A 21,054-nucleotide genomic window follows, 5' to 3' on the forward strand; every position below is an offset into this window, starting at 1 on the left:
AGGAAGAAACGAAGAATGACCGACAACAACGAGGCACCGCGCGGTCCCCACCGCACGGGGCCCGTGCTGAGCTCGACGGGGGAGGCGCCCTCGGCCAAGGCCAGGGACGCCATCGGGGCCCCGGCCGAGCAAGGCCAAGGCCAGACCGCCCCCTATACCGCACCCACTCCCACCCCCGCCCCGACCGCCTCCGCCGCGAGTGAGACCGCGGTGGACGGGAACGAGCGTGGCCGTCGTGCGCTGCTCTCGGCCCTGACACTGAGAGGCAACGCCGCCAAGGCCGCCGACGGCGCAGAGAAGGCCGAGGAGGACCGCTATCGCCCGGGCCGCCCGGTCCTCGCGGTCGCGGCCATCGCCGGCCTGATGCTGGTGGCCGCCCCGTTCGGGCTGTCCGCCGCCAAGGAACACCAGAACGAGATGCTGCTCCAGGGCGATCTCGCCTCGGGGGCCTTCCCGGAGGCGTCCGGTTCCTCCTCCGCCTCGGGCCTGGCCTCGGACTCGGCCTCCGCCTCGTCCTCGGGCACGGGCGTGCAGGGGTACGTCCCCGAGGTACAGCCGAACAGCCCGGTCCTCCCCGGAGCGGGCGACGAGACCGAGTCCGACCCCTCCTCCGGTGGGGGCGGTGGTGCCGAGGGCTCGAGCGGCGGCGGCCTTCCCGAACGTCCCGTGGACCCCTCGTCCGGAGGCCCCCAGGGTGCTCCTCCGGGCGGAGGCGCCGACGACGATGACGAGGACGGCGCCGGGACCGACGGTCTCGACGGCGAGGGCGGCGGTGTCACCGGCGAACCCCAGGGCGTGACCGTCGAGAAGGGCTCGCTGCTCGACATCCTGCTGAACGAGCGGAACGGTGGGGGCGAGGACTCCGAGAAGTCCGAGAAGCCCGGCTCCGAGAAGACCGACTCCGACGAGGAGACCGAGAAGGAGGACGAGGGCGACGCCGAGGGCGAGGCGCCCGACGGTGTGGTCGCCGAGCCGCTCACCGCGCAGGCCGGATCGAAGACCGAGCCGGGCGCCGAGGGCACCGAGGCCCGGGAGCAGGAGAACGAGAAGGCCGACGAGCAGCAGCGGCGGGAGCCCGAGCCCCCGCAGGAGCCCGAGCCGGAACCCGAGCCTGAGCCGGAACCCGAGCCCGAGCCCGAGCCCGAGTCCTTCTTCGCCGTCTCCGGCCCCGGTTGCAGCAACGAAGGCGCACGCTACCGCGTGCACGGCGATGGCGTCTGGCGCTCGGGCCCCTCGGGCTACACCGAGCGCGGATGTGTCGACGGTTACGATGTCATGTCCGTGAGCGGCGACCCCGACGGTGGCGGGACCTCCGCGGAGTGGACGTTCTGGCCCAACCGACCCGGTTCCACCTGCACGGTCAAGATCCTCGTGCAGAACGGTTCCGAACCGCTCTGGGCCAACGGCGTCCCGATGCACTACGAGCTGTTCGACGGTGACAACACCGACGGCGGTTTCCGTGGCGGCTTCGAGGTCACCAAGCCCGATGGCGGCCGGTACTGGGCGCTGACCGAGTTCCAGCCCGAAGGGAACTCGTTCACGCTGCGCGCACGCAACCGGGGCGCCATCCCCGAGGGAGGCGAGGCCCCGCAGCTGCCCATCTCGGTGGTCGAGACCGAGTGCCGCTGACCGACGAGTAGCCGCCGGTGACCCCTGACCGGCACAGTAGGAAAAGCCCGCGGGCCGCCCCGGCCCGCGGGCACAGAAAGGAAGACGACAGACGATGAACCGTCACGTGCGCGCGGTCGACCCCTCCGGCGGAGCCGAGTTCCGCACCATCGGCGAAGCCCTCGCCGGCGCCGGTGACGGTGCCGTCCTGTCCCTGGCCCCGGGCCGCTATGACGAACAGCTCGTGCTCTCACGCGTGGTGACGCTGATGGCGGCCGACGGCCCCGGGACCGTCGAGATCCTGTGCTCCTCCGGTACCGCCGTCACCTCGGTGGCCGAGGCGGTCAAGCTCACCGGTCTCGTCCTGCGCGGCCGCGACAAGGAGGCCCCGGTGGTCGACGTCGCCGCCGGACAGGTCGAACTGGCCGACTGCGAGGTCGAGGGGTCCGCCTGGGCGGCGGTGCTCGCCCGGGACAGCGGGGCCCTGGCGCTGCGGGGCTGCACGGTGCGCTGCGGCGAGGGCGCCGGCATCGTCGTCACCTCCGAACAGATCAGCGTGATCGAGGACTGCGTGATCGAGGACGTCGGCACCAGCGGCGTCGTCATCAACGACAAGGGCGCCCCCGAGGTCCGTCGGTGCACCATTCGCGACGCCGGAGCCAACGGGATCTACGCGGCCGGCGGAGGCGCCGGACACATCAGCGACTGCACGGTCTCGGGGACCACCAAGGCCGCCGTCGTGATCGACGAGCACGCGGCCACCGGCCTGAGCGGCCTGCGCGTGCACTCGGTCGCCGACGACGGCGTCGTGATCTCCACCCGCTCCTCCGTGACCGTCGAGGACCTCGTCATCGAGAGGCCCGCCGGCCGCGGCCTGGTCCTGCGCGCCGGAACCGACCCGCGTGTGGAGCGGGTCCGCGTCACCGGCAGCGGCGGCACGGGTATCGCGGCCGAGGACAAGGCCCGCGGCCACCTCCGGGAGTGCGAGATCAGGGACGCCGGAGCCGAAGGGGTCGCCGTGACCGGCCGCTCCTCCACCCTCTTCAGCGGTCTGACCGTGCACGGTACGAAGGCCGCCGGAATCCACGTCACCGAGGACTCCACCGCCGAGTTCGACCGCGTCATCGTGGAACGCACCGCCGGCACCGGTGTCGAGATCCTCTCCGGCGCGGCCCCCTTCCTCCGCAACGGCACGGTCACCGGGGCACGTGGCCACGGTGTGCGCTGGGAGGGAGGCGGTGGTCGAGTCGAGGACTTCGAGGTCTCCCGCCCCCGCCGGACCGGCGTGTACGCGGCGGCCGGGGCCCGGGCCTCCCTGAGCGGGGTACGCGTCATCGACGCCAGGGAGAACGGCCTCGCCGCCACCGGAGGCGCCGTGCTCGACCTGCGCGACAGCGAGGCCTCCGAATGCGGCGGAGACGGTGTGGCCGTCCACGCCGAAGGAGAGATCACCGCACTGCGCGTGCGTTCGCACGAGAACACCCGCAACGGCGTCCTGGTGGCGGCCGGCGGCCGAGCCGTGCTGCGCTCCTGCGAACTGGTGGGCAACGGCGGAGACGGAGTGCTCGTCGGCAGCGGCGAGAACGTCGTCCTCGACGGGTGCACGGTGCGCGCCAACACCCGAGCGGGGCTGCGCCAGACCGTCGCCGACGCCGACATCCAGGTGAACGCGCTGACCAGCGAGGGCAACCAGGCCGAGGACCTGTACGGACCGGACGCCGTCCCCGCCGACGCCGTATCGGGCGGGGCCGCCACCGACGACCCCGAGGACGACGAGGAGAAGGGGCCGCTGGCCGAGCTCCAGGCCCTCATCGGTCTGGACAGCGTCAAGGACGAGGTCACCACCCTCATCAACCGGAACAAGATGGCCCGCCACCGCGCCGAGATGGGGCTCCCCTCACCGCCGGTCGCCCGCCACCTGGTCTTCGCGGGCCCCCCGGGCACCGGTAAGACGACCGTGGCCCGCCTCTACGGTCGGGTCCTGGCCGACCTGGACGTCCTGCGCTACGGGCACGTCGTCGAGGCCGCCCGCGCGGACCTGGTCGGTCAGTACGTGGGCGCCACCGCCATCAAGACCACCGAGGTGTTCGAGAAGGCCCGCGGCGGCGTGCTGTTCGTCGACGAGGCCTACACGCTCTCCTCCGAGGACAACGGGGGCTTCGGCCAAGAGGCCATCGACACCCTGGTCAAGCTGATGGAGGACCACCGCGACGAGGTGGTCGTGATCGTCGCCGGATACGCGGCCGAGATGGAGGGGTTCCTCTCCTCGAACCCCGGCCTGGCCTCGCGTTTCGCGCGGACCATCACCTTCCCCAACTACCAGGCCGAGGAACTGGTGAGCATCGTCGAGCGTCTGGGCTCCGTCCACCGGTACACGCTCTCCCCGGACCTGCGCCCGCTGCTGCTCCAGCACTTCGAGGCCCTGCCCAAGGGCCCGGCGTTCGGTAACGGCCGTGAGGCGCGCAAGGTCTTCGAGGAGATGGTGGACCGCCAGGCGCACCGGCTCGGAGAGGACCCGCCCGCCGACCCCGCCGAACTCACCATCCTCACCCCCGACGACCTGGGGGCCGTCGCCGCGCAGGCGTCCGGGCCCGGCGGGGACGACGTCGCGAGCCTGCGCGCCGAACTCGACGCGCTGACCGGCCTGTCCGACGTCAAGTCCACCGTCAACGACCTGGTCAACGTGTTGGTCGCCGCCGAGCGTCGGAGGGCGATCGGGATGCCCGCCCCGACCCTCAGCCACCACCTGGTCTTCGCGGGCCCTCCGGGTACCGGTAAGACCACCGTCGCCCGACTCTACGGTCGACTGCTGCACGCCCTGGGCGTGCTCCCACAGGGGCACGTGGTCGAGGCCGCCCGCGCCGACCTGGTCGGACGCTACATCGGACACACCGCCCAGCTCACCCTGGAGACCTTCGAGAAGGCGCGCGGCGGCGTCCTGTTCATCGACGAGGCGTACACCCTCACCCCGGTCGGGGCCAACGGCGACTTCGGCCAGGAGGCCGTGGACACCCTGGTCAAGTTGATGGAGGACCACCGCGACGAGGTGGTCGTGATCGTCGCCGGGTACAACGCGGAGATGCAACGCTTCCTCGACTCCAACCCGGGACTCGCCTCGCGCTTCTCCCACCACGTCCGGTTCGAGGACTACTCCGACGAGGAACTGGTCTCCATCGTGGGCGGTATGGCCGCGGCCGGCGGGTTCACCGTCCCGGACGAGACCGCCGCCGCGCTGGGCGAGCACTTCGCCGGGGTCCCGCGCACCGAGTCCTTCGGTAACGCCCGGTACGCGCGCCAGGTCCTGGAACGCATGATCACCCGACAGGCGGGCCGGACCATCGCCCTGACCGATCCCACGCGCGAGGACCTGACCCTGCTCACCCCCGCCGACGTGCCCTGACCCTCCCCGACGTCCACCCGCCCCGAGCGGGTGGACGTCACGCCCGGGCGCCGGTCACAGCGCTCACCACCCGGTGAGGAGCAGGTGGTTGACCAGCAGGGCCGTGGCCGCCTGTACGGCGAGCCACACCCTCGCGTGGCGGGCCGGCAGGAGCGCCGCTGCGGGGACGACCCATAGGACGAACGGCAGCCAGATGCGCTCGGTCTCTCCCTTGCTCATCCCGGACAGGGTCGCGGCGGCGATCGCGCAGAGCGCGGCGGCCACCAGCAGGGCCACCGTCGTGGTCTCCCGCGCGGGCCCGTGTCGCAACCCGCGCACGGCGTCCGGAATCCGGGCCAGAGCCCGGCGCGCCCCCACCACCGCCGCCGTCCCGGCCGTCACGCACACGGTGGCCAGGTTCGCCCAGACCCAGTAACCGTAGGGGCGGACCGCCGCCACCCCCTGGTAGTAGCGCTCCACGAGCAGTCGGTACCCCTCCCACCACCAGAAGCCGGCGGCGGTGAAGGCGGCGGCCACCGCGAGGGCGCCCACCAGCGCGTAGGGGAGTGCGCGCGCGTTCCTCGCGCACAGGAGCACGGCCACCGCCAGGACACCGATGAGCACGAGGCCGTACGACAGGTACACCGACCATCCCAGGAGCACCCCTGACGCCAGCGCCGTGGAACGCGGCGCGCGGCCCCCGGGGGAGGCCGCGACGGCGAGCAGGGCCAGTCCCCACGCGGTGACCGCCGCGAAGTAGCCGTCGGCGGAGACCCCCACCCAGACGGCCGCGGGCACCAGCACCAGGAACGGTGCCGCCCGGCGGGCCGACTCCTCCGCTCCGAGCGCGCGCATCGCCACCAGGATCGCCGCCGAGGCGGAGGCACCGACCACGATGCACCAGATCCCGGCCCACGTTCCGCCGCCCAGGCCGATCCGGTCGAGGGCGACGAACGTCAGGACCGCGCCCGGCGGGTGCCCGGCCACGTGGGTGGGCCAGTTGTCCGGCTGCCCCACCAGGATGTGCCGGGTGAACGTGCTCAGGGCGGCTCCGACGTCCTGGAAGCGGTCGACCGAGCTCAAGTACTCGTGGGGGGAGAGGAGACGGTCGGTGATCCCGCGCCGTAGGCCGTCCACCAGGGCGAGGGCGGTGATCCACAGGACGGAGGCGCCCCAGACGGACCACAGCAGGGCACGCCAGGGCAGGGCCCGTGTCACCGCGGGCCCCTGGAGGATCACCACCGCCGCCAGGGCGAGGGCGGGGATCGTGCCGGGGCCCACGTGCGGGAGCCAGGAGGCGTACAGCGGGGGCCAGGCCACGTACAGGACGCCGTGGGCGTTCTGGATACGGGTACCGACCACGGCGGCGGTGGCGAAGAGGAGTACGGCCAGGGCGGCCATGAGCAGGTCGGCGCGGATCGGGGCGCGGTCCTCGTCGGTCCCGCCCCGGACCCTCCTGTGGAGTTCGGGCTGCGTCACGCCGTCACCGTAGGTCAGGCGCGCCCCCGTGGCCGGTCGCGCCGGGGCGTGTCGCGCGGACCGGGGGGAAGCGGGCCGACCGGCGACTCGGGGACACACCGTGGGGGCGACGGTGCGACCCGACCGGAGGAGGGCGTCCTAGCATGACCGCGAGCCGGCCCATCGGACCGAGAGGCGACCGATCGCGTGAACGAGGACGATCAGGACGGGAAGACGCCTCCGGTGCCCGACGGCGCCGCCGGTGGGCCCGGGACACGGGCGTGGGGACCACTGCGAGGCGGGCCGCCCTTCGGACCCGCCCGGCCGGGTTTTTGGCGCAGCCCCGCACGCGGACCCTGGCTGACATCCCTCCTGGGGGCGATCCTGCTCGTCGGCCTCCCGGTCCTGTTCGTCACCGGCCTGCTCTCCTACGCGGCCTACAACCCCGACCTGGCGTCCAACGACAAGACCCCGGACAAGGGCCTGCTCGGCTTCTACCTCTTCCCCTGGCCCACCGACCCCCCGTGGCTCTACCGCCTCACCCAGGGCGTGCACGTCACACTCGGGATCGTGCTGGTCCCCGTGCTCCTGGCCAAGCTGTGGTCGGTCGTACCGCTCCTCTTCCGCCGGCCCGCGGCCGACTCCGTCGCCCGGGCCCTGGAACGCCTGACCGTCCTGTTCCTGGTGGGCGGGGCCCTGTTCGTCTTCGCGACCGGGATCCTCAACATCCAGTTGGAGTACGTCTTCCCCGGCTCCTTCTACCCTCTGCACCTCTACGGCGCCTGGGTGTTCGTCGCGGCCCTGTTCTCCCATGTCGTACTGAAGCTCCCGACCATGGTGCGGGAGCTGCGCGCACGCGGACTCCGCGAGGCCCTGAGCGATCGGGGACGGGACACGGAGCGGGGCGAACTCGTCGCGCCGGATCCGGACCCGGGGGCGGCCTCGCGCCGCACCCTCCTGGGCGCGGTGGGCCTGGGTTCGCTGGCGCTCCTCCTGACGACGGTCGGGCAGAGCCTGGGCGGCTCTCTGAGGCCGACGGCGCTCCTGGCACCGCACGGGCGGTCGGGGGTCGACGGTTTTCCGGTGAACACGACCGCCGCCTACGCGGGTATCACCGAGGCCGATACCGGCCCCGACTGGCGGCTGACCGTGAGCGGGGAGGGCCGGGAGGTCGTGCTCACCCGCCAAGACCTGCTCGACCTGCCCCAACACCGCTCCTCCCTGCCCATCGCCTGCGTGGAGGGATGGTCCACGCGGAACCTCGACTGGGAGGGGGTGCGCCTGGCGGACCTCGCCGACCTGGTCGGGGCCCAGGGGCCGCCGGGGGTCTTCGTGGAGTCGGCGCAGACCTCGGGCTCCTTCGGCAGCGCCTCGCTCCGTGACAACCAGGTCGCGGATCCCCGGTCGCTGCTGGCCCTGCGCGTCAATGGGGCGGATCTGTCGATCGACCACGGCTACCCCGCGCGGGTGATCGTTCCGGCCTGCCCGGGCGTGCACAACACCAAGTGGGTCACCCGACTCGGCTTCGGTGCGGTGTGACGGCTCCGGTGCGTCGCGTGTACGGCGCCTCGCCATGGCACCTGACCCTGATGGTCGGCGTGCTGGCCGTCGTCGCCTACGCGGGCGCGCGGCTGCTCGGAGGCGGTGACCCGTGGGGCATCGCGGTCTGGTTCGTCGGTGCCGCCCTGTTGCACGACCTCGTGTTCGTCCCGGCGTACACACTGACGGGACGTGCCATCCGGTGGGTCGGGCGTCGAGGGAACGCGAGCCTGCCCGACCTCGTACTGGTCCCCTCGGTCGCCTCCGGGCTGCTGCTCCTGGTCTACCTTCCGTCGATCCTCGGGCCCTCCGCCGCCTACGTCTCGAAGACGGGCCTGACCGGGTCGCCGTTCGCCGCACGGTGGCTCCTGGTCGGCGCGGCCCTGTTCGCGGCCTCGGCGGTGGTGGGAGCGGTCAGGTACCGGCGGGCCGGGCGTCGCCGCGGCCCGGCCTGATGGCGGGTTCTCCCGGGCGGGAGACCGCCCGGGAAGGTCCGCACCACGGTCACCGGGGTCGACAGGGGGCGCGCAGGGCCGCGAACCAGCGCCCCCGCGTCCGCCAGGAGTCCGACCACCGCCACCCCGTGTCCTCCGCGTAGGAGCGCAGGGCCGGGAGCCCGAGCCGCGCCCACGTGAAGGGGGCGCCCGGCTCTCCTCGACCATCGGTGACCTGTACGGTCACGTACTCGTGGACGTCTCGGCCGGCGGTCTCGACGATGAGCAGCCCCCGGGGCCGAACGAGCTCCCGCATCCGCGAGAGCAGGGCCGACGGGGTCCCGCCGATCCCGATGTTGCCGTCGATCAACAACGCGGTGTGCCAGCGGCCCTCCTCCGGCAGGGGGGCGAACACCGAGGCGCGCACCGCCCGTCCGCCCGCCTCGACCACGCGCGCCACGGCCACCGGGTTCGTGTCCACACCCAGTGCCCGGTGCCCCCTGGAGGTGAGGGTGAGGACCATCCGGCCGGGACCGCAGCCCACGTCGAGGACGTCGCCCTCGGATCGTTCCAGCACGCTCTCGTCGGCGACGTCGGTGGCTCCGCACCACCGCTCGACCTCCAGCGGGAGCATCCACCCGTCGGTCCTGCGCAGGTACAGGGGGCCGTGGCCGTCGGCGAGCGCCCGGGAGTACGGGTCGCACAGCCACGGAGTCGCCCGCGTGCCCACACCCGTCTCCGGCGCGCTCATGCCCGGGCCCCCTCTCTCCCCGACCCGACGACCCTGCCGAAGCGGCTCCTCGGTACCAGTCGCGCCACGGCGGCCGCGTCCTGTGGGGTGTCCACGTCGCTGAGCACGTCCAGGTCGCCCACCCGCAGCCCGGCCTCCACCAGTCGCGCACGCTGGAGGCTCCCGGTGCGAGACGTGGACATCGGCACGCCGCGCACCAGGTCGGGGTCGGGGGCGGCCATGCCGAGCGCCCAGAACCCGCCGTCCTCGCTCGCGCCGAACCACGCGTCGGCGCGCTCCCAGGCGTCCGGGGCCAAGGCGGGAGCCAGATGTCCAGCGGTGACCTGGGGGGTGTCCATACCGATCAGCAGGGCGGGCCCCGAGCACAGAGAGAACGCGCTCGCGATCCGCTCGTCCAGTCCGCCGCCGGACTGCGGGACCACCTCGAACCCCGAGTCCGGCATCCAGGGTCCCGTCCGCCCCTCCAGGACCAGCAGACGCCGACGCGCCGGAAGCGAGCGCACCGTGTCGAGCGTGTCCGCGAGCGCGGCCTCGGCGATCGTGGCCGCCTCCTCCGGCGAGTACCCCGGCGTCAGCCTCGTCTTGACCCGGCCGGGGACGGGTTCCTTGGCGATCACCAGCAGGGTCGTGGCGCGCGGGTCGGTCCGACAGGGACGGTTCATCGCTTCCCCTCCCTCGCGCGGGCGTGCGCGCCGGTCGGTGGTTCACGCAGTACCGCGGTCATGTCGCGCACGGCGGTCCAGGTCCCGCGCCAGGTCCCGGTCACCTTGGACGCCCCGGACCTCGGCAGGTAGGGGACGTCCACCTCCGCGATGCGCCAGCCCGCGTCGGCGGCCCGCACGACCGTCTCCAAGGGGTAGCCCGAGCGTCGGTCGGTCATCCCCAGCCCCAGCAGCCCCGTTCTGCGGGCGGCCCGCATCGGACCGATGTCACGGACCCGCACCCCCGTTCGGGAGCGCAGCATCCGCGCGACGGCCGCGTTGCCGACCCGCGCGTGCGCCGGCCAGACGCCCCGCCGGGTGGGGCGCCGCCGCCCCATGACCAGGTCCGCCTCCCCTCGTCGCACCCGGTCCACCAGCCTGGGGAGCAGACCCGGATCCAGGGAGGCGTCGCAGTCGCAGAAGCAGACGTACTCGGCGGTGGCTGCCGACAGGCCCGCGTGGCACGCCGCCCCGAAACCCCTCCGGGGCTCGTGGACGACGACGGCCCCCCGACTCTCGGCGACGGCCGCCGAGCCGTCGGTCGAGCCGTTGTCCACGACGATCGCCCGCCAACCCGGCGGAACGCGTTCCATGACCCAGGGGAGCGCTGCGGCCTCGTCCAGGCAGGGAAGCACCACATCGACCGAGAGCGGACCGACCTCGGTCGTGTCCGGGCGTTCCCACGCCTGTTCGTTACCGTGAGGTTCGTTGATCACGCTGATCACGTTACGAAGCGATAAAGGGACTGCCTGTGAAGGCGCTCACGACACGCGGGCGTATCGGTCATCACCCCGCCGGAACGCCACCGCCGACCGATCCACGCAGGTCGGAGCGGGCGAACTCCGCCATCCCCTCGGCGAAGCCGATCCTCGGTCGCCAGGACAGCTCCCGCTTCAAGCGGTCCGAGGACGCGGTGATGTGCCGGACGTCCCCGAGCCGGTACTCGCCGGTGACCACGGGCGCGGGGCCGCCGTGCGCGTCCGCCAGCGCCAGGGCCATCTCCCCGATGGTGTGCGGTGTACCGCTGCCGGTGTTCAACGCGGACAGTCCGCCCTCCTCCCGGTCCGGCAGCGCCTCCAGCGCCGCCACGTTGGCCCGGGCCACGTCCCGCACGTGCACGAAGTCGCGTCGCTGGCGGCCGTCCTCGAACACGCGCGGAGCCTCGCCTCGGGCCAACGCCGACCGGAAGAAGGAGGCCACGCCCGCGTAGGGGGTGTCGCGCGGCATGCCCGGCCCGTAGACGTTGTGATAGCGCAGTGACAGAGCCCGACCACCGATCGCGCGGGCCCAGGAGGCGCACAGGTGCTCCTGCGCCAGTTTCGTCGTGGCGTACACGTTGCGGGGATCGCTCGGCGCGTCCTCCCGCACCAGGCCGGGGAGGAGAGCGGTGCCGCAGCGGGGGCACGGAGGGTCGAAGATCCCGGCCGCGAGGTCCGCCTCCGCCCTCGGCCCGGGCCGGACGTCGCCGTGCTCGGGGCACGTGTACCGGCCCTCCCCGTAGACGACCATGGAGCCGGCCATCACGATGTGGTGGACCCCGGAGCGGGCCATGGCCGCCAGTAGGACCGCCGTCCCCAGGTCGTTGCAGCCCACGTAGTCGGGCGCGTCCAAGAAGTCCGCCGATCCCAGGCCCACCATCGCGGCCTGGTGGCACACCGCGTCCACCCCCCGCAGAGCCCGCTCCACGGCCTCGCCGTCCCGGACGTCGACCACGACGTCGACGGTCTCGCCAGGGTCGTGCTCTCCGTGCGCCAAGGGCAGATAGGCGTCGAGGGTGACCGCCTCGTGCCCGGCCAGGCGGAGCTCCTCCGCCACCCGCGATCCGATGAACCCGGCCCCGCCGGTGACAAGTACGCGCATGGGGTCAACCTACGCCGCGCACACGGTCCGTCACCGGATTCCCCGAAGCCCCGTGTCGCCGTGAGAGGCCCTCGGCCGTCCGTCAGGTGGTGACCGAGGCGTCGATCAGTCGTTGGAGGGTGTCCCGCGTGCCGACCAGGCTCGCTATCCGCTCGTCGTAGTCCACCAGGTGCTCCATCAGCGTGGGTACGGCGCACGGTTCGAGCCGGTCCGGGTCGTTGATGCACTCCAGGAGCTCGCCGATGACGCGGGTCGGCAGCCCGGCGGCCAAGAGCAGACGGACACTGCGGACCTGCTCGACCACCGCCGGGTCGAAGAGCCGATGGCCCCCGGTGGACCGCTCGGCGCGGATGAGCCCCTGGTTCTCGTAGTAGCGGAGCAGGCGGGTGTTCACCCCGGTCAGTTCGGAGAGATCACCGACCCGGAGAAGGTCCATCTCGTCCCGACTTGCACTTGTCACTGGTGTCAACTCCTACAGTCCCCGTATGACGAACTCGATCACGCGAATCAACGACCGTGAGGCCACCGCCCAGGACCTCGCCCCGATGGCCTTCGCAGGCTATGTCCACTTCACCGCCATGCAGGTGCGCGACGGCGCGGTGCGGGGGCTCGACCTCCACCTCGACCGCCTGCGTACGGCCAGCGACCGGCTCTTCGGCCGTCACCTGTCCGACGACACGGTGCTCGGATACCTGCGCTCGGCGGTGGAGAACGCGACACCGGACGCCACGGTGACCGCCTACGTCACGTCGCGCTCCGGGGAGTTCCAGGCGGCCGACCCCGACGCGGGGCTGGACATGCTGGTGAAGGTCACGGACCCGGCGACACCGCCCGAGGGCCCGCTCGCTCTGGACGTGGCCCGACACGAACGGGAGGTTCCCGAGGTCAAGCACGTCGGTGAGATCGCCAAGACCCACTACCTGAGGCTGGCGAACGATCGAGGGTTCGACGACGCCGCCTTCGAGGACCGCCAAGGGCGGCTGAGCGAGGCGACCATCTGGAACCTGGCGTTCTGGGACGGGGAGTCCGTCATCTGGCCCGAGGCGGACATGCTCACCGGGATCACCATGAGGATCCTCGACCGGAGACTCCAGGCCATGGGCGTCCCCCGCCTGCGTCGGGAGGTGCGCAAGGAGGATCTCTCCGCCGAGCTCGCCGCCGTGGTCATGAACTCCTGGAGTCCGGCGATCCCGGTGTCGCGCGTCGGTGACCGGAACCTGTCGGAGGACCCGACCTTCGCGAAGCTCCTGCACGAGGCCTTCGCGTCCGAGTCGCCCGTCCGGTTGTGACGGAGAACGACGGAGGGGCCCACGCCACGTGGGCAGGGCCCCTTCGCGGCCGGGGTACCGCCTCCCCGTTCAGGCCAGATCGGGCTTGCCGAACATCACCGCGTATCCCGAGGGCAGGTGGCTCAGGACCTGGTTCATTTCACCCCCCGACACCGCCTTGGCCACGGTGCTCAGCACCGCCCCGGAATCCCGGCGCGCGGTCAGGGGCAGGGCCCCGGTCTCCTCGGCGACCCGACCGTAGAACTCCTCCACCCCGAACGGCTCGGCCTCCGGCCGGTCCCCGGGGTCGAGCGCCTCGTCCAGCGGCTCCGGGATCTGCGCGGCCAGATGGTCGAGAGTGGAGCCCGGCAGCCGTTCCGCCAGGACCGAGAACACGGCCCGGGTCACCTGTTCGGCCTCGCGTTGATCCTCGTACTCCCCGACATCACGGACCTCGGCCAGGAACTCGTCGCAGCGCATCGTTCCCCCTCGTGCGTGGACTGCGAGTGCCTTCGATGAACACCCTGCCCACGGGCGCCGGGTGAATCACGGCCCCCTGGAAACCGGCTCTCACCAGGCAGGATCGTTTCCCGAAGCCGAGCTCGGGTACATGGGGCGGACACGCCCTCGATATTCGTGAACGGCTACGAACCGGACATCCGGTACGGGGGTCCGGGTCGCGGCCGGTCGGACGCGACACATTCCCGGGAGGGCGTGGACACCGCGGGGTGTGTCGGACCACGCGGAAGGGTGCGGGGAAGGTGGACCAGAACACTCCGAAGACCGGTAAGACCGGAAGCCGGACCAAGAGCGGGGGAACCAGGGGTTCCGCGAAGGAACGCGGGCCGGACCAGAACACGGAGAACCCGGAGAACACACGCCCGGAGAGGCCGGAGAAGGCCCCCGAGCCCGTCGGCGCCTCGGGAGACGGCGGGGAGACCGACGTCCTCCTCGACGTCCCCACCCTGAAGGTCGACGAGATCGAGCTGGAGGTCGAGAACCTGGCGGCCTCCGTCTCTCTCCAGGCCGAAGTGCTGGACCTGCTCAACCTGAAGGTGGGGGCGGACGTGGGACTCGGCCGTGTCCACCTCGGCATCAAGGGGGTCGAGGCCCAGGCGCTGCTGAAGGTCAGGCTCGACAACGTTCGGGAGATCATCGCTCGTGTTCTCCAGACCATCGACGCGAACCCGCAGATCCTGGAGCAGGTGACCCGGGGTGTGGGGGCCGGGATCCAAGAGGTGGCGGGCGGCACGGGCCGCGCCGTCGGGGCCTTGGGCGAGGGTGCCGGGAACGCCGTGGAGGACGTCGGTGAGGGCGCCGGAAGCGCGGTGAAGGAAGTGGGCGAGGGCGCCGGAGGCGCGGTGAAGGACGTCGGCGAAGGCGCGGGCACCGCCGTGAAGGACGTCGGCGAAGGCGCAGGGAGCGCGGTGGAGGACGTCGGAGAGGGTGCCGAGAACGCGGTGAAGGACGTCGGCGAGGGCGCCGGGGACACCGCGAAGAACGCCTCGAAGGCGGCCCGCGGTGTGGCAGAGGAGGCCGGCAAGAACGCCGGGAGCACGGCGAAACGGAAGACCGGACGCTCCGGCGGCAAGAGCGGGAGCGGAAAGTGAACACCCGAAGGCCGTCCGAGTACGACGTCGAGATCGGCGCGTCGCTCTCCGCGGACGAACTGACGTTCCATGAGACATCGAAGGTCGAGTCCCGCTACGGGGGAGAACCGGGGGCCGAGGGCACCGTGAGCGGCGACCGCTCGGGTCTGCCCCGCCCCGTCGAGACCGGCGTGGTCTACGAGGACGTGCGCGTCGACTACCGGCTCGCCTCACGCCTCCGTACGCCCAAGGAGGGCATCGAGGAGGAGTGAGCGGGAACGCTCATTCGCGCGCAGCCGGGCCGGACACGACGAAGGGGCCCCTACCACGTGGGCAGGAACCCCTTCTGACCGGCGGAGGATATGGGATTTGAACCCATGAGGGGGTTGCCCCCCAACCGCATTAGCAGTGCGGCGCCCTAGGCCTCTAGGCGAATCCTCCTGGCTGCGACCAGCCTACAGAGCGGGGGGTCCCTGCGCAAAACGAATCTCGCGCGGCGGCGTGGGCCGGGAGGGGGCGGACCGGACTCGCCCCCTCCCGGCGCAGGTCAGGGCTCGCGTGGGTGGGGGACCGACGGAGCCCGGTAGGCGCTCGCCTGAAGTTCCCACAGTTCCCGGTACAGGCCGTCGCCGGCCATGAGTTCGTCGTGCGTGCCCTGGGCGATCACACGTCCGCGTTCGAGGACGACGATGTGGTCGGCCATGCGCACGGAGGCCAGACGGTGTGTGATCAACACGACGGCGGCGCCGGTACGTCGGGCGTGGTCGTGCACCGAGGCGAAGAAGCCGTGCTCGGCGCGGGCGTCCATGGCGGCGGTGGGTTCGTCGGCGATCAGCAGCGGAACCGCGTCGCCGTCGTCGCCCCGGTAGAAGGAGCGGGCCGCCGCCAGCCTCTGCCACTGGCCGCCGGAGGGTTCGACGCCGTGGAGGAAGCGTTTGTCCAGCAGGGTCTCCCAGCCGTGTTCGAAGCGGGCCACGACACGATCGGCCTGGGCGGCCGTGGCCGCGCGGGTCAGACGTTCGGCGTCGTTCGGGCTGCTCATGACGGTGTTGCCGCGCGCGGTCAGCGGCCAGTGCGTGTGGTCCTGGGCGATCACCGAGATCCGTTCGCGCAGGCTCACCCCGTCCACCTCGGAGAGGTCGGTGTCGTCCCAGAGCACGACGCCCTTCTGCGGCGTGTACAGACCGGACAGCAGTTTGGCGAGGGTGCTCTTGCCCGAGCCGTTCTCGCCGACCAGCGCGATCGTCCGGCCTCGATGGAGGGTGAGCGTCACGTCCTTCAGGGCCGTCCCCTCTCCGGAGGGGTAGCCGAAGGTCACGTCGCGCAGTTCGATCCGTTCGAACCCGGTCGGGGCGGGCTTCAGGCCGGGGCGGGGGAGGAGGGACCGGGCCTGCCGGTGGAAGGCCACGAGATCGGAGAAGTACAGGCCCGACTCGTACACCCGGGTCACGGCGTGCAGGGCGTTGGCCAGCGCTCCCTGGGCGACACGGACGGCCACGACGGCGGTCCCGGCGACCGCGATCGGCACGACCCCCTGGGTCAGGAGGAGGGCGAGGACCGCGAACACGCCGGCCGTCACCAGACCTCCGGCGGCGTCGCCGGCCAGGCGGACCATGGACTGGCGGGTGGCCAGGCCCAGGTGGACGTCCAGCTCCCGGCGGGCCACCCGGTCGAACTCGGTGAGCAGACGGCGCTCCATGGTGAAGGACCGGACCTCGGCGGCGCTGTCCCGGGAGGTCATGAGCTGTTCGAGCATGTACTTGCGGCGGTGGCCCTCCGTGAACGCCAGGAGCATCCGGTACCTCATGCGAGCGGAGGCGGAGGCGCCCCACCACTGGGGGACCATCGCCAGGAGGAGCAGCGGGACGAGGACGGGGTGCAGGGCGCTCAGCACCCCGGCCGCGGCGACGATGCCGACCAGTCCGGTGAGCACGTCGGCGCTCTGGCGGACCAGGGCGCCGGCCTCGTCACAGCCGCGGGTGCGGGAGCGGAACAGGTGATCGTGGAAGTCGCTGTCGTCGAAGGAGCGCAGCTCCACGGCGGTGGCGTCGCGCAGCAGGCGCCGTTCGGCGGTCAGCACGACCTTGGGCTCCAGTCGGGCCTGGGCACGTCCGGCCAGGGCGCCGCAGCCTCCCCGCGCGACCAGGGCCGCGAGCAACAGGAGTAGGGAGGGCAGGGCCGAGGCCATCCGCTCCGGGGTGGGGACCTCGGCGAAGAGTTCGGTGAGCACCGCCGTGGTGGCGACCAGCGCCCAGGCGGTGGCGGCGCCGGATCCGAGGTTGAACAGGACGGTCGCGACGACGTCGCCGGGGCCGCTCCGCCAGGCCAGGGTGGTGGCCCGGCCGAGGAGCGAGGGCATGTGACGGGCGATCCGGATCCAGGAGGAGTCGAGCATCGTGGAGCCGTGCCGGTTCCACTGGGGCGGGGCGAGTTCGGGCAGGTCGAGGCCGTCGTCCGGGGCGGGTTCCTTGACGGCGTGGCGGGTGCGCACGGGGGTTCCTCCTGGAGCTCGGCGGATCGGAAGGGCCGATGATGACCGGGAGGGGTGTCGTTCGAAAGGGCGCCGGAGGGTTGCGGGCGGTCCGGATCGCACTCCAGTTCGATGCGGTCGCCCTGCCCTGGGAGGGTCGTGGGAGATGTCGGTGGGGAATCCGGTGGGATAGTCGCGATCCGATTCCCCGTGCGAATCGGTCCCGCGCGAAGTGCGCGGTGGGGCGCCGATGGCCGGTGGTCCGGTGTCCGCGGCGCGTCGGCGTCCTCGAAACGGGGAGGGGGCCTGGTGGCCGGGTCGGTCAGCCGGTGGTGCGTTCGATGATGAGGTCGGCGTCGCGGCGCAGTTTCTCGACGGAGCGGGACAGGGTGCTCTTCACGGTCCCGATGGTCACGCCGAGGCGTTCGGCGATCTGCGCCTCGGTGAGGTCCTCGTAGTAGCGCAGGATCACCGTCGTGCGCTGACGGTCGGGCAGGCGGTCGATGGCCCGCGTCACGACGTCGGCCAGATCGCTGCGCCAGGTGGGGTCGTCCACGCGCTGCTCGGGGATCTCGTCGGTGGGGTAGACGTCGAGTCGGGCGCGGCGCCATTCGGAGATCTGGGTGTTGACCATGGCTCGACGGACGTAGCCGTCGCGCGCCCGGGGGTTGGCGATGCGGCCCCAGGCGAGGAAGGTCTTGACCAGCGCCGCCTGGAGGAGGTCCTCGGCGTCGGCGTGGCTGTTGGTGAGGGATCGGGCCATGCGCAGCAGCGCGGGGCCGCGCTCGGCCACGTAGCGGCCGAACTCCTCGGAGTTGGGGGTACGGGTGGTTCCCGTCACGCCGACCACCGACCTTCACAGGTCGCGCCGACTCCCGTCACGCGACATCGTCGTGTTCCCTGCGGCCTCGGTCGCCGCCCTTGATTCTCACTGTCACACAGCGAACGCAAACGTCCGGGCACCTGGCGACCACGTGCCGACAAACCGCGCGAACGCGTTGGACACTCTCCTAAGCGACATCCTTCGCGAAGTCTCTTCGGTCGGTGCGCGATGCTCATGTCGTCACCGAGAGTGGTGGCGATGTGGGGAAAAGGGCGCGATCATGCAATACCCGGGAAATGTCACCGGCACGAACCGTGTCGTCACGGCGTGTGAGCGAGTGTTCGTGAAATCGAGGGTCACAATGGGCACTGATGGACGAGTCGGGCGACAGGGGGCGCGAAGGACATGTCAGTGATGACGGACAGTGGTCGGGAACGCCGTCGGTTCACGTCGACGGTGCTCGGAGCCGCGGCCGCACCCGAACCCACCCCGATCCACCAACGCGTCGTACGCGGCGTGGTCGTGGACGCGACCCGGTACATGTTCTGCCTGGCCACCCCGCGAGGGGAGGAACGCTTCCTCTACGAGAACAGCACCACCTTCTGGCGGGGCGGAGAGATCCTCGCCACCGAACTGCGCCCCGGCGACGACGTTGTGGTCCGGTGCTCGCAGGACGGCCGCCTGATCGCCGAACGGGTCTGGGCGCGGGTGGCCCGCGCCACCGGGGTGATCGTGGAACGGGAGGGGGACACGCTCACCCTCGATCCCGGCCATGGCCGCCCTCGGGCCACCGTGGTCCTGCCCTACCGGACCTCGGGGCGGATCACGGTCCGTCACCCCAGGCTGGAGCCGGGGTACCTGTTCGACGCGGTCGGTATCTGGGAGGACGGCGCCGTGTGGGCGGCCCGCCCGGCCACCACCCAGCCGCCCCACCCGCTGGACGCCTCTCCACGTAGACCGCCGGTCCGCGAGTACTCCACGACGGTCGAGGGGATCGTGAGCTGGTACGACCCGGCCCGGGGCCGCTCGTCCCACCTGGACCCCCGGGCCCAGGCACCGGGCGCCGCCTACCCCGCACTGGACCGGTCGGGGCACGAGGGCCGATGCGACCGGAGGACCTCGTGTCTGCCGTTGCCGCTGCTGTCGACGGGGGCCACGCTCAGCCTGCGCAACGACTGCACCCGGGACACGGCGGTCGTGCCCGTCATCGACTGCGCCGCCTCCGACAGCTGGTTCTGCGACCTGTGCCCGGCCTGCGGGACCCGGGCGGCGGGGCGGATCGCCTCTCTCACCATGACCTCCTTCGTCGCCCTGGGCGGCCTGTTGGAGGTCGGCTGCTTCAACGCGACCATGACCGTCGCGAACCAGGAGGGATGATCGATGTTCCCGGAGATCCTCGAAGCGATCAGAGAGGTGCAGGCGCCCCTGTTGGCGGCGCTGCTCCTGCTCGGCGCGGCGGCCAAGGCCTCTCCGCGTTCCGCGGGCACGGGGGCCGCGCTCCTGGTTCCACAGCGACTGCGCCGTCCCGTCACCCTCGCCACCTGTCTGGCGGAGGTGGGACTCGCGGTCGGTCTGTTGACCCTGACCGGGCCGGCGGCCGACGTGGTCCGCTGCCTCACCGTGCTGCTCTTCGCCGTGTCCGTCGGGGTTCTGCTCGTGGTCCGGCGGCGCGACCCGGAGGCCGGTTGCGGCTGCTTCGGCGGGCTGAGCCGCGAACCGATCGGGTGGCGGACGCTCTCCCGGGCGTCCCTGCTCGCGGTGGCCGCGGCGACCACGATCGGTCTCGGTCCCAACGGATGGACGTCGGCCTCGGAACCCACCGTGACCCACGGGATCGTCCTCGGGGTGGAGCTGCTCTTGCTGGGGCTGCTCAGCCCCGAGCTGCGCGAGGTGTTCTCGCGCGCGACCACCGGCGAGCCGTGCGCACTGCGGGAGGGGTCTCCACGTCGCTCCCTGAGGCGTCTGCGCCGTAGCGACGTCTGGCGGACCAACGCCAAGGTGATGCTGGCCGACGAGCCGGAGGACACCTGGCGTCACGGCTGTTGGCGATTCCTGCGCTACGACGGGATGCGTCATGGGCGTCGGGTGGACGTCGTCTACGCGGTCCGTATCGGCGGACCGCGCCGGACCGGCGTGCGCGCGGCCCTGGTGGACCGTGAGAGCGGCGCGGTGATCGCCACCTTCGGAGCGGTCACGACCCTCGACCTCCAGGGGCCGCCGCGCAGGCTGCCCAAGCCGCGTCAGGCGGCCAAGAGGGACGAGGCCGAGGGGCGTGGCGGACCCAAGCCCGGAACCCTGGCGGAGGAGCCTCCGGGCGAGGCCGGTCGCGGCATGCCGGGCGGCCCCTCGAAGGAGATCCAGGGCGCCGGGGCCTGAGCGGGGGCGGGGCCCGCCCTCGGCGGTGCCTCACCCCAGCATCTGCTCCTGTCGGTCGATGGCGGCCTCGCTGAAGTCCATGAGCATCCGCTCGTACTCGGCGGGGTCGCCCTGTCCCATGATCGAGACCGTGCCGAGCAGACCACCATTGCGGTACATGACGGTGTACATGTGGTTCTCCCCGCTGTCGTCGGTCACCTGGACGGTGAAGGCCCGAGAGCCGTCGCCCACCTCGGGCAGGTCCAGGTCGGCGACCCCGTAATCGGAGCTGGTGCCGTCCTCGTAGGTGGCGGTGTACTCCGAGCAGCTCTCCGGGGGCTCGGTGGCGAGCGCCTCGGTCGCGGCCCCCTCGTCCAGCTGGACGAGGATGTGCGAGATCGTGCCGGGTTCCCACTCGTAGGCGGCCACGGAGGCGGGCGCCTCGCGCACCGCGTCCAACTCCCCCCACCGGTTGGCGGCGTCCAGGCATTCGGGCTTGTCCAGCACCGTCGCGGCCCGGACCTCCTCGGAGTACTGGACTGTGACAAGGTCGGAGTAGGTGCCGCTCTCGCTGCCCTCGGGCATCGGGGTCGCGTCCCTGACGTTCAACGGCTGGGCCTCGTGCAGTGCCGAGGCGGCCTCCGTGTCGGGGCCGTCGTTCTGTTCCTGTTCCGGACCGCCGCAGGCGGCCAGGAGGACCGCCAGGGGGACGGCCGCGGCCACGGCTCGCGTGGTGGGGGCGGTGCGGGACATAGGCATGGTGATATCTCCTGGTTCGTGCGATATTTCCACTTGGAGCGGTGACCGACCCGGACCTGT

The 21,054-nt window shown here is 72.1% G+C and carries 19 protein-coding genes and 1 tRNA gene; 9 read left to right on the forward strand and 11 right to left on the reverse strand.

Going from position 1 to position 21,054, the window contains the following annotated elements; translation table 11 throughout:
* Positions 1–15 precede the first annotated feature (15 nt).
* Both U9J66_RS13335 and U9J66_RS13340 read left to right on the forward strand, forming a co-directional pair.
* Positions 16–1,629 (forward strand): hypothetical protein, encoded by a 1,614-nt coding sequence (locus U9J66_RS13335; protein ID WP_326337821.1) that lies wholly within the window; start codon positions 16–18, stop codon positions 1,627–1,629.
* A 94-nt stretch (positions 1,630–1,723) separates the two neighbouring features.
* Entirely contained in the window at positions 1,724–5,008 is a 3,285-nt protein-coding gene (locus U9J66_RS13340) for a right-handed parallel beta-helix repeat-containing protein (RefSeq protein ID WP_326337822.1), read from the forward strand.
* Between the two features lie 63 nt (positions 5,009–5,071).
* Here U9J66_RS13340 and U9J66_RS13345 read toward each other — a convergent pair whose 3' ends face one another.
* Entirely contained in the window at positions 5,072–6,466 is a 1,395-nt protein-coding gene (locus tag U9J66_RS13345; RefSeq protein WP_326337824.1) for a hypothetical protein, read from the reverse strand.
* A 186-nt stretch (positions 6,467–6,652) separates the two neighbouring features.
* Here U9J66_RS13345 and U9J66_RS13350 point away from each other — a divergent pair, with 186 nt between their 5' ends.
* Both U9J66_RS13350 and U9J66_RS13355 read left to right on the forward strand, forming a co-directional pair.
* Complete coding sequence (locus tag U9J66_RS13350; protein WP_326337825.1) at positions 6,653–7,984, forward strand: molybdopterin-dependent oxidoreductase; 1,332 nt, start codon at positions 6,653–6,655, stop codon at positions 7,982–7,984.
* A gap of 8 nt (positions 7,985–7,992) precedes the next feature.
* On the forward strand, positions 7,993–8,439 hold the full coding sequence (locus U9J66_RS13355; protein WP_326337826.1) for a hypothetical protein: 447 nt from the start codon (positions 7,993–7,995) through the stop codon (positions 8,437–8,439).
* A gap of 49 nt (positions 8,440–8,488) precedes the next feature.
* Here U9J66_RS13355 and U9J66_RS13360 read toward each other — a convergent pair whose 3' ends face one another.
* From U9J66_RS13360 to U9J66_RS13380, 5 genes are all read right to left on the reverse strand, one after another.
* Complete coding sequence (locus U9J66_RS13360; RefSeq protein WP_326337827.1) at positions 8,489–9,169, reverse strand: class I SAM-dependent methyltransferase; 681 nt, start codon at positions 9,167–9,169, stop codon at positions 8,489–8,491.
* A complete protein-coding gene (locus tag U9J66_RS13365) occupies positions 9,166–9,831 on the reverse strand; it encodes a TIGR04282 family arsenosugar biosynthesis glycosyltransferase (RefSeq protein ID WP_326337829.1) in 666 nt (221 codons plus the stop codon). The genes U9J66_RS13360 and U9J66_RS13365 overlap by 4 nt, the downstream gene beginning before the upstream one ends.
* Entirely contained in the window at positions 9,828–10,586 is a 759-nt protein-coding gene (locus U9J66_RS13370; protein WP_042282549.1) for a glycosyltransferase family 2 protein, read from the reverse strand. The genes U9J66_RS13365 and U9J66_RS13370 overlap by 4 nt, the downstream gene beginning before the upstream one ends.
* A gap of 70 nt (positions 10,587–10,656) precedes the next feature.
* Entirely contained in the window at positions 10,657–11,730 is a 1,074-nt protein-coding gene (locus tag U9J66_RS13375; RefSeq protein WP_326337831.1) for an NAD-dependent epimerase/dehydratase family protein, read from the reverse strand.
* A gap of 82 nt (positions 11,731–11,812) precedes the next feature.
* Positions 11,813–12,190 (reverse strand): MerR family transcriptional regulator, encoded by a 378-nt coding sequence (locus U9J66_RS13380; RefSeq protein ID WP_326337832.1) that lies wholly within the window; start codon positions 12,188–12,190, stop codon positions 11,813–11,815.
* 25 nt (positions 12,191–12,215) lie between these two features.
* Here U9J66_RS13380 and U9J66_RS13385 point away from each other — a divergent pair, with 25 nt between their 5' ends.
* Positions 12,216–13,019, forward strand: coding sequence for an aminotransferase class IV family protein (locus U9J66_RS13385; protein ID WP_326337834.1), 804 nt, complete (start codon positions 12,216–12,218; stop codon positions 13,017–13,019).
* A 69-nt stretch (positions 13,020–13,088) separates the two neighbouring features.
* Here U9J66_RS13385 and U9J66_RS13390 read toward each other — a convergent pair whose 3' ends face one another.
* Entirely contained in the window at positions 13,089–13,478 is a 390-nt protein-coding gene (locus tag U9J66_RS13390) for a DUF2267 domain-containing protein (protein WP_014912504.1), read from the reverse strand.
* A 281-nt stretch (positions 13,479–13,759) separates the two neighbouring features.
* Here U9J66_RS13390 and U9J66_RS13395 point away from each other — a divergent pair, with 281 nt between their 5' ends.
* Positions 13,760–14,608 carry a hypothetical protein gene (locus U9J66_RS13395; protein ID WP_161111039.1) on the forward strand — a complete coding sequence of 283 codons (849 nt, stop codon included), beginning with the start codon at positions 13,760–13,762 and terminating at the stop codon, positions 14,606–14,608.
* Positions 14,605–14,859 carry a hypothetical protein gene (locus U9J66_RS13400; RefSeq protein ID WP_161111040.1) on the forward strand — a complete coding sequence of 85 codons (255 nt, stop codon included), beginning with the start codon at positions 14,605–14,607 and terminating at the stop codon, positions 14,857–14,859. The genes U9J66_RS13395 and U9J66_RS13400 overlap by 4 nt, the downstream gene beginning before the upstream one ends.
* A gap of 82 nt (positions 14,860–14,941) precedes the next feature.
* Here the strand turns inward: U9J66_RS13400 and U9J66_RS13405 are convergent.
* From U9J66_RS13405 to U9J66_RS13415, 3 genes are all read right to left on the reverse strand, one after another.
* Positions 14,942–15,028: transfer RNA gene (locus U9J66_RS13405), tRNA-Ser, on the reverse strand.
* A gap of 106 nt (positions 15,029–15,134) precedes the next feature.
* The gene (locus U9J66_RS13410; RefSeq protein WP_326337835.1) at positions 15,135–17,078 is read right to left on the reverse strand and encodes an ABC transporter ATP-binding protein; all 1,944 of its coding nucleotides are present in this window, start codon (positions 17,076–17,078) and stop codon (positions 15,135–15,137) included.
* A 301-nt stretch (positions 17,079–17,379) separates the two neighbouring features.
* Positions 17,380–17,907, reverse strand: a complete 528-nt coding sequence (locus U9J66_RS13415; RefSeq protein WP_017534394.1) for a SigE family RNA polymerase sigma factor — start codon at positions 17,905–17,907, stop codon at positions 17,380–17,382.
* 387 nt (positions 17,908–18,294) lie between these two features.
* Here U9J66_RS13415 and U9J66_RS13420 point away from each other — a divergent pair, with 387 nt between their 5' ends.
* Both U9J66_RS13420 and U9J66_RS13425 read left to right on the forward strand, forming a co-directional pair.
* Entirely contained in the window at positions 18,295–19,257 is a 963-nt protein-coding gene (locus tag U9J66_RS13420) for a hypothetical protein (RefSeq protein WP_326337985.1), read from the forward strand.
* A gap of 3 nt (positions 19,258–19,260) precedes the next feature.
* A complete protein-coding gene (locus tag U9J66_RS13425; protein WP_014912118.1) occupies positions 19,261–20,256 on the forward strand; it encodes a MauE/DoxX family redox-associated membrane protein in 996 nt (331 codons plus the stop codon).
* A 30-nt stretch (positions 20,257–20,286) separates the two neighbouring features.
* Here U9J66_RS13425 and U9J66_RS13430 read toward each other — a convergent pair whose 3' ends face one another.
* Positions 20,287–20,988, reverse strand: a complete 702-nt coding sequence (locus tag U9J66_RS13430) for a hypothetical protein (protein WP_014909434.1) — start codon at positions 20,986–20,988, stop codon at positions 20,287–20,289.
* Positions 20,989–21,054: the final 66 nt, after the last annotated feature.

The organism is Nocardiopsis sp. LDBS1602, from assembly GCF_035818715.1.
Taxonomy (GTDB): Bacteria; Actinomycetota; Actinomycetes; order Streptosporangiales; family Streptosporangiaceae; genus Nocardiopsis; species Nocardiopsis alba.

What these genes read in the sequence shown, in the direction of transcription:
- U9J66_RS13390 (WP_014912504.1), bottom strand. Translation starts at nt 13,478, where the DNA reads ATGCGCTGCGACGAGTTCCTGGCCGAGGTCCGTGATGTCGGGGAGTAC.
- U9J66_RS13365 (WP_326337829.1), bottom strand. Translation starts at nt 9,831, where the DNA reads ATGAACCGTCCCTGTCGGACCGACCCGCGCGCCACGACCCTGCTGGTG.
- U9J66_RS13375 (WP_326337831.1), bottom strand. Translation starts at nt 11,730, where the DNA reads ATGCGCGTACTTGTCACCGGCGGGGCCGGGTTCATCGGATCGCGGGTG.
- U9J66_RS13430 (WP_014909434.1), bottom strand. Translation starts at nt 20,988, where the DNA reads ATGTCCCGCACCGCCCCCACCACGCGAGCCGTGGCCGCGGCCGTCCCC.
- U9J66_RS13425 (WP_014912118.1), top strand. Translation starts at nt 19,261, where the DNA reads ATGTTCCCGGAGATCCTCGAAGCGATCAGAGAGGTGCAGGCGCCCCTG.
- U9J66_RS13340 (WP_326337822.1), top strand. Translation starts at nt 1,724, where the DNA reads ATGAACCGTCACGTGCGCGCGGTCGACCCCTCCGGCGGAGCCGAGTTC.
- U9J66_RS13420 (WP_326337985.1), top strand. Translation starts at nt 18,295, where the DNA reads ATGACGGACAGTGGTCGGGAACGCCGTCGGTTCACGTCGACGGTGCTC.
- U9J66_RS13385 (WP_326337834.1), top strand. Translation starts at nt 12,216, where the DNA reads ATGACGAACTCGATCACGCGAATCAACGACCGTGAGGCCACCGCCCAG.
- U9J66_RS13360 (WP_326337827.1), bottom strand. Translation starts at nt 9,169, where the DNA reads ATGAGCGCGCCGGAGACGGGTGTGGGCACGCGGGCGACTCCGTGGCTG.
- U9J66_RS13335 (WP_326337821.1), top strand. Translation starts at nt 16, where the DNA reads ATGACCGACAACAACGAGGCACCGCGCGGTCCCCACCGCACGGGGCCC.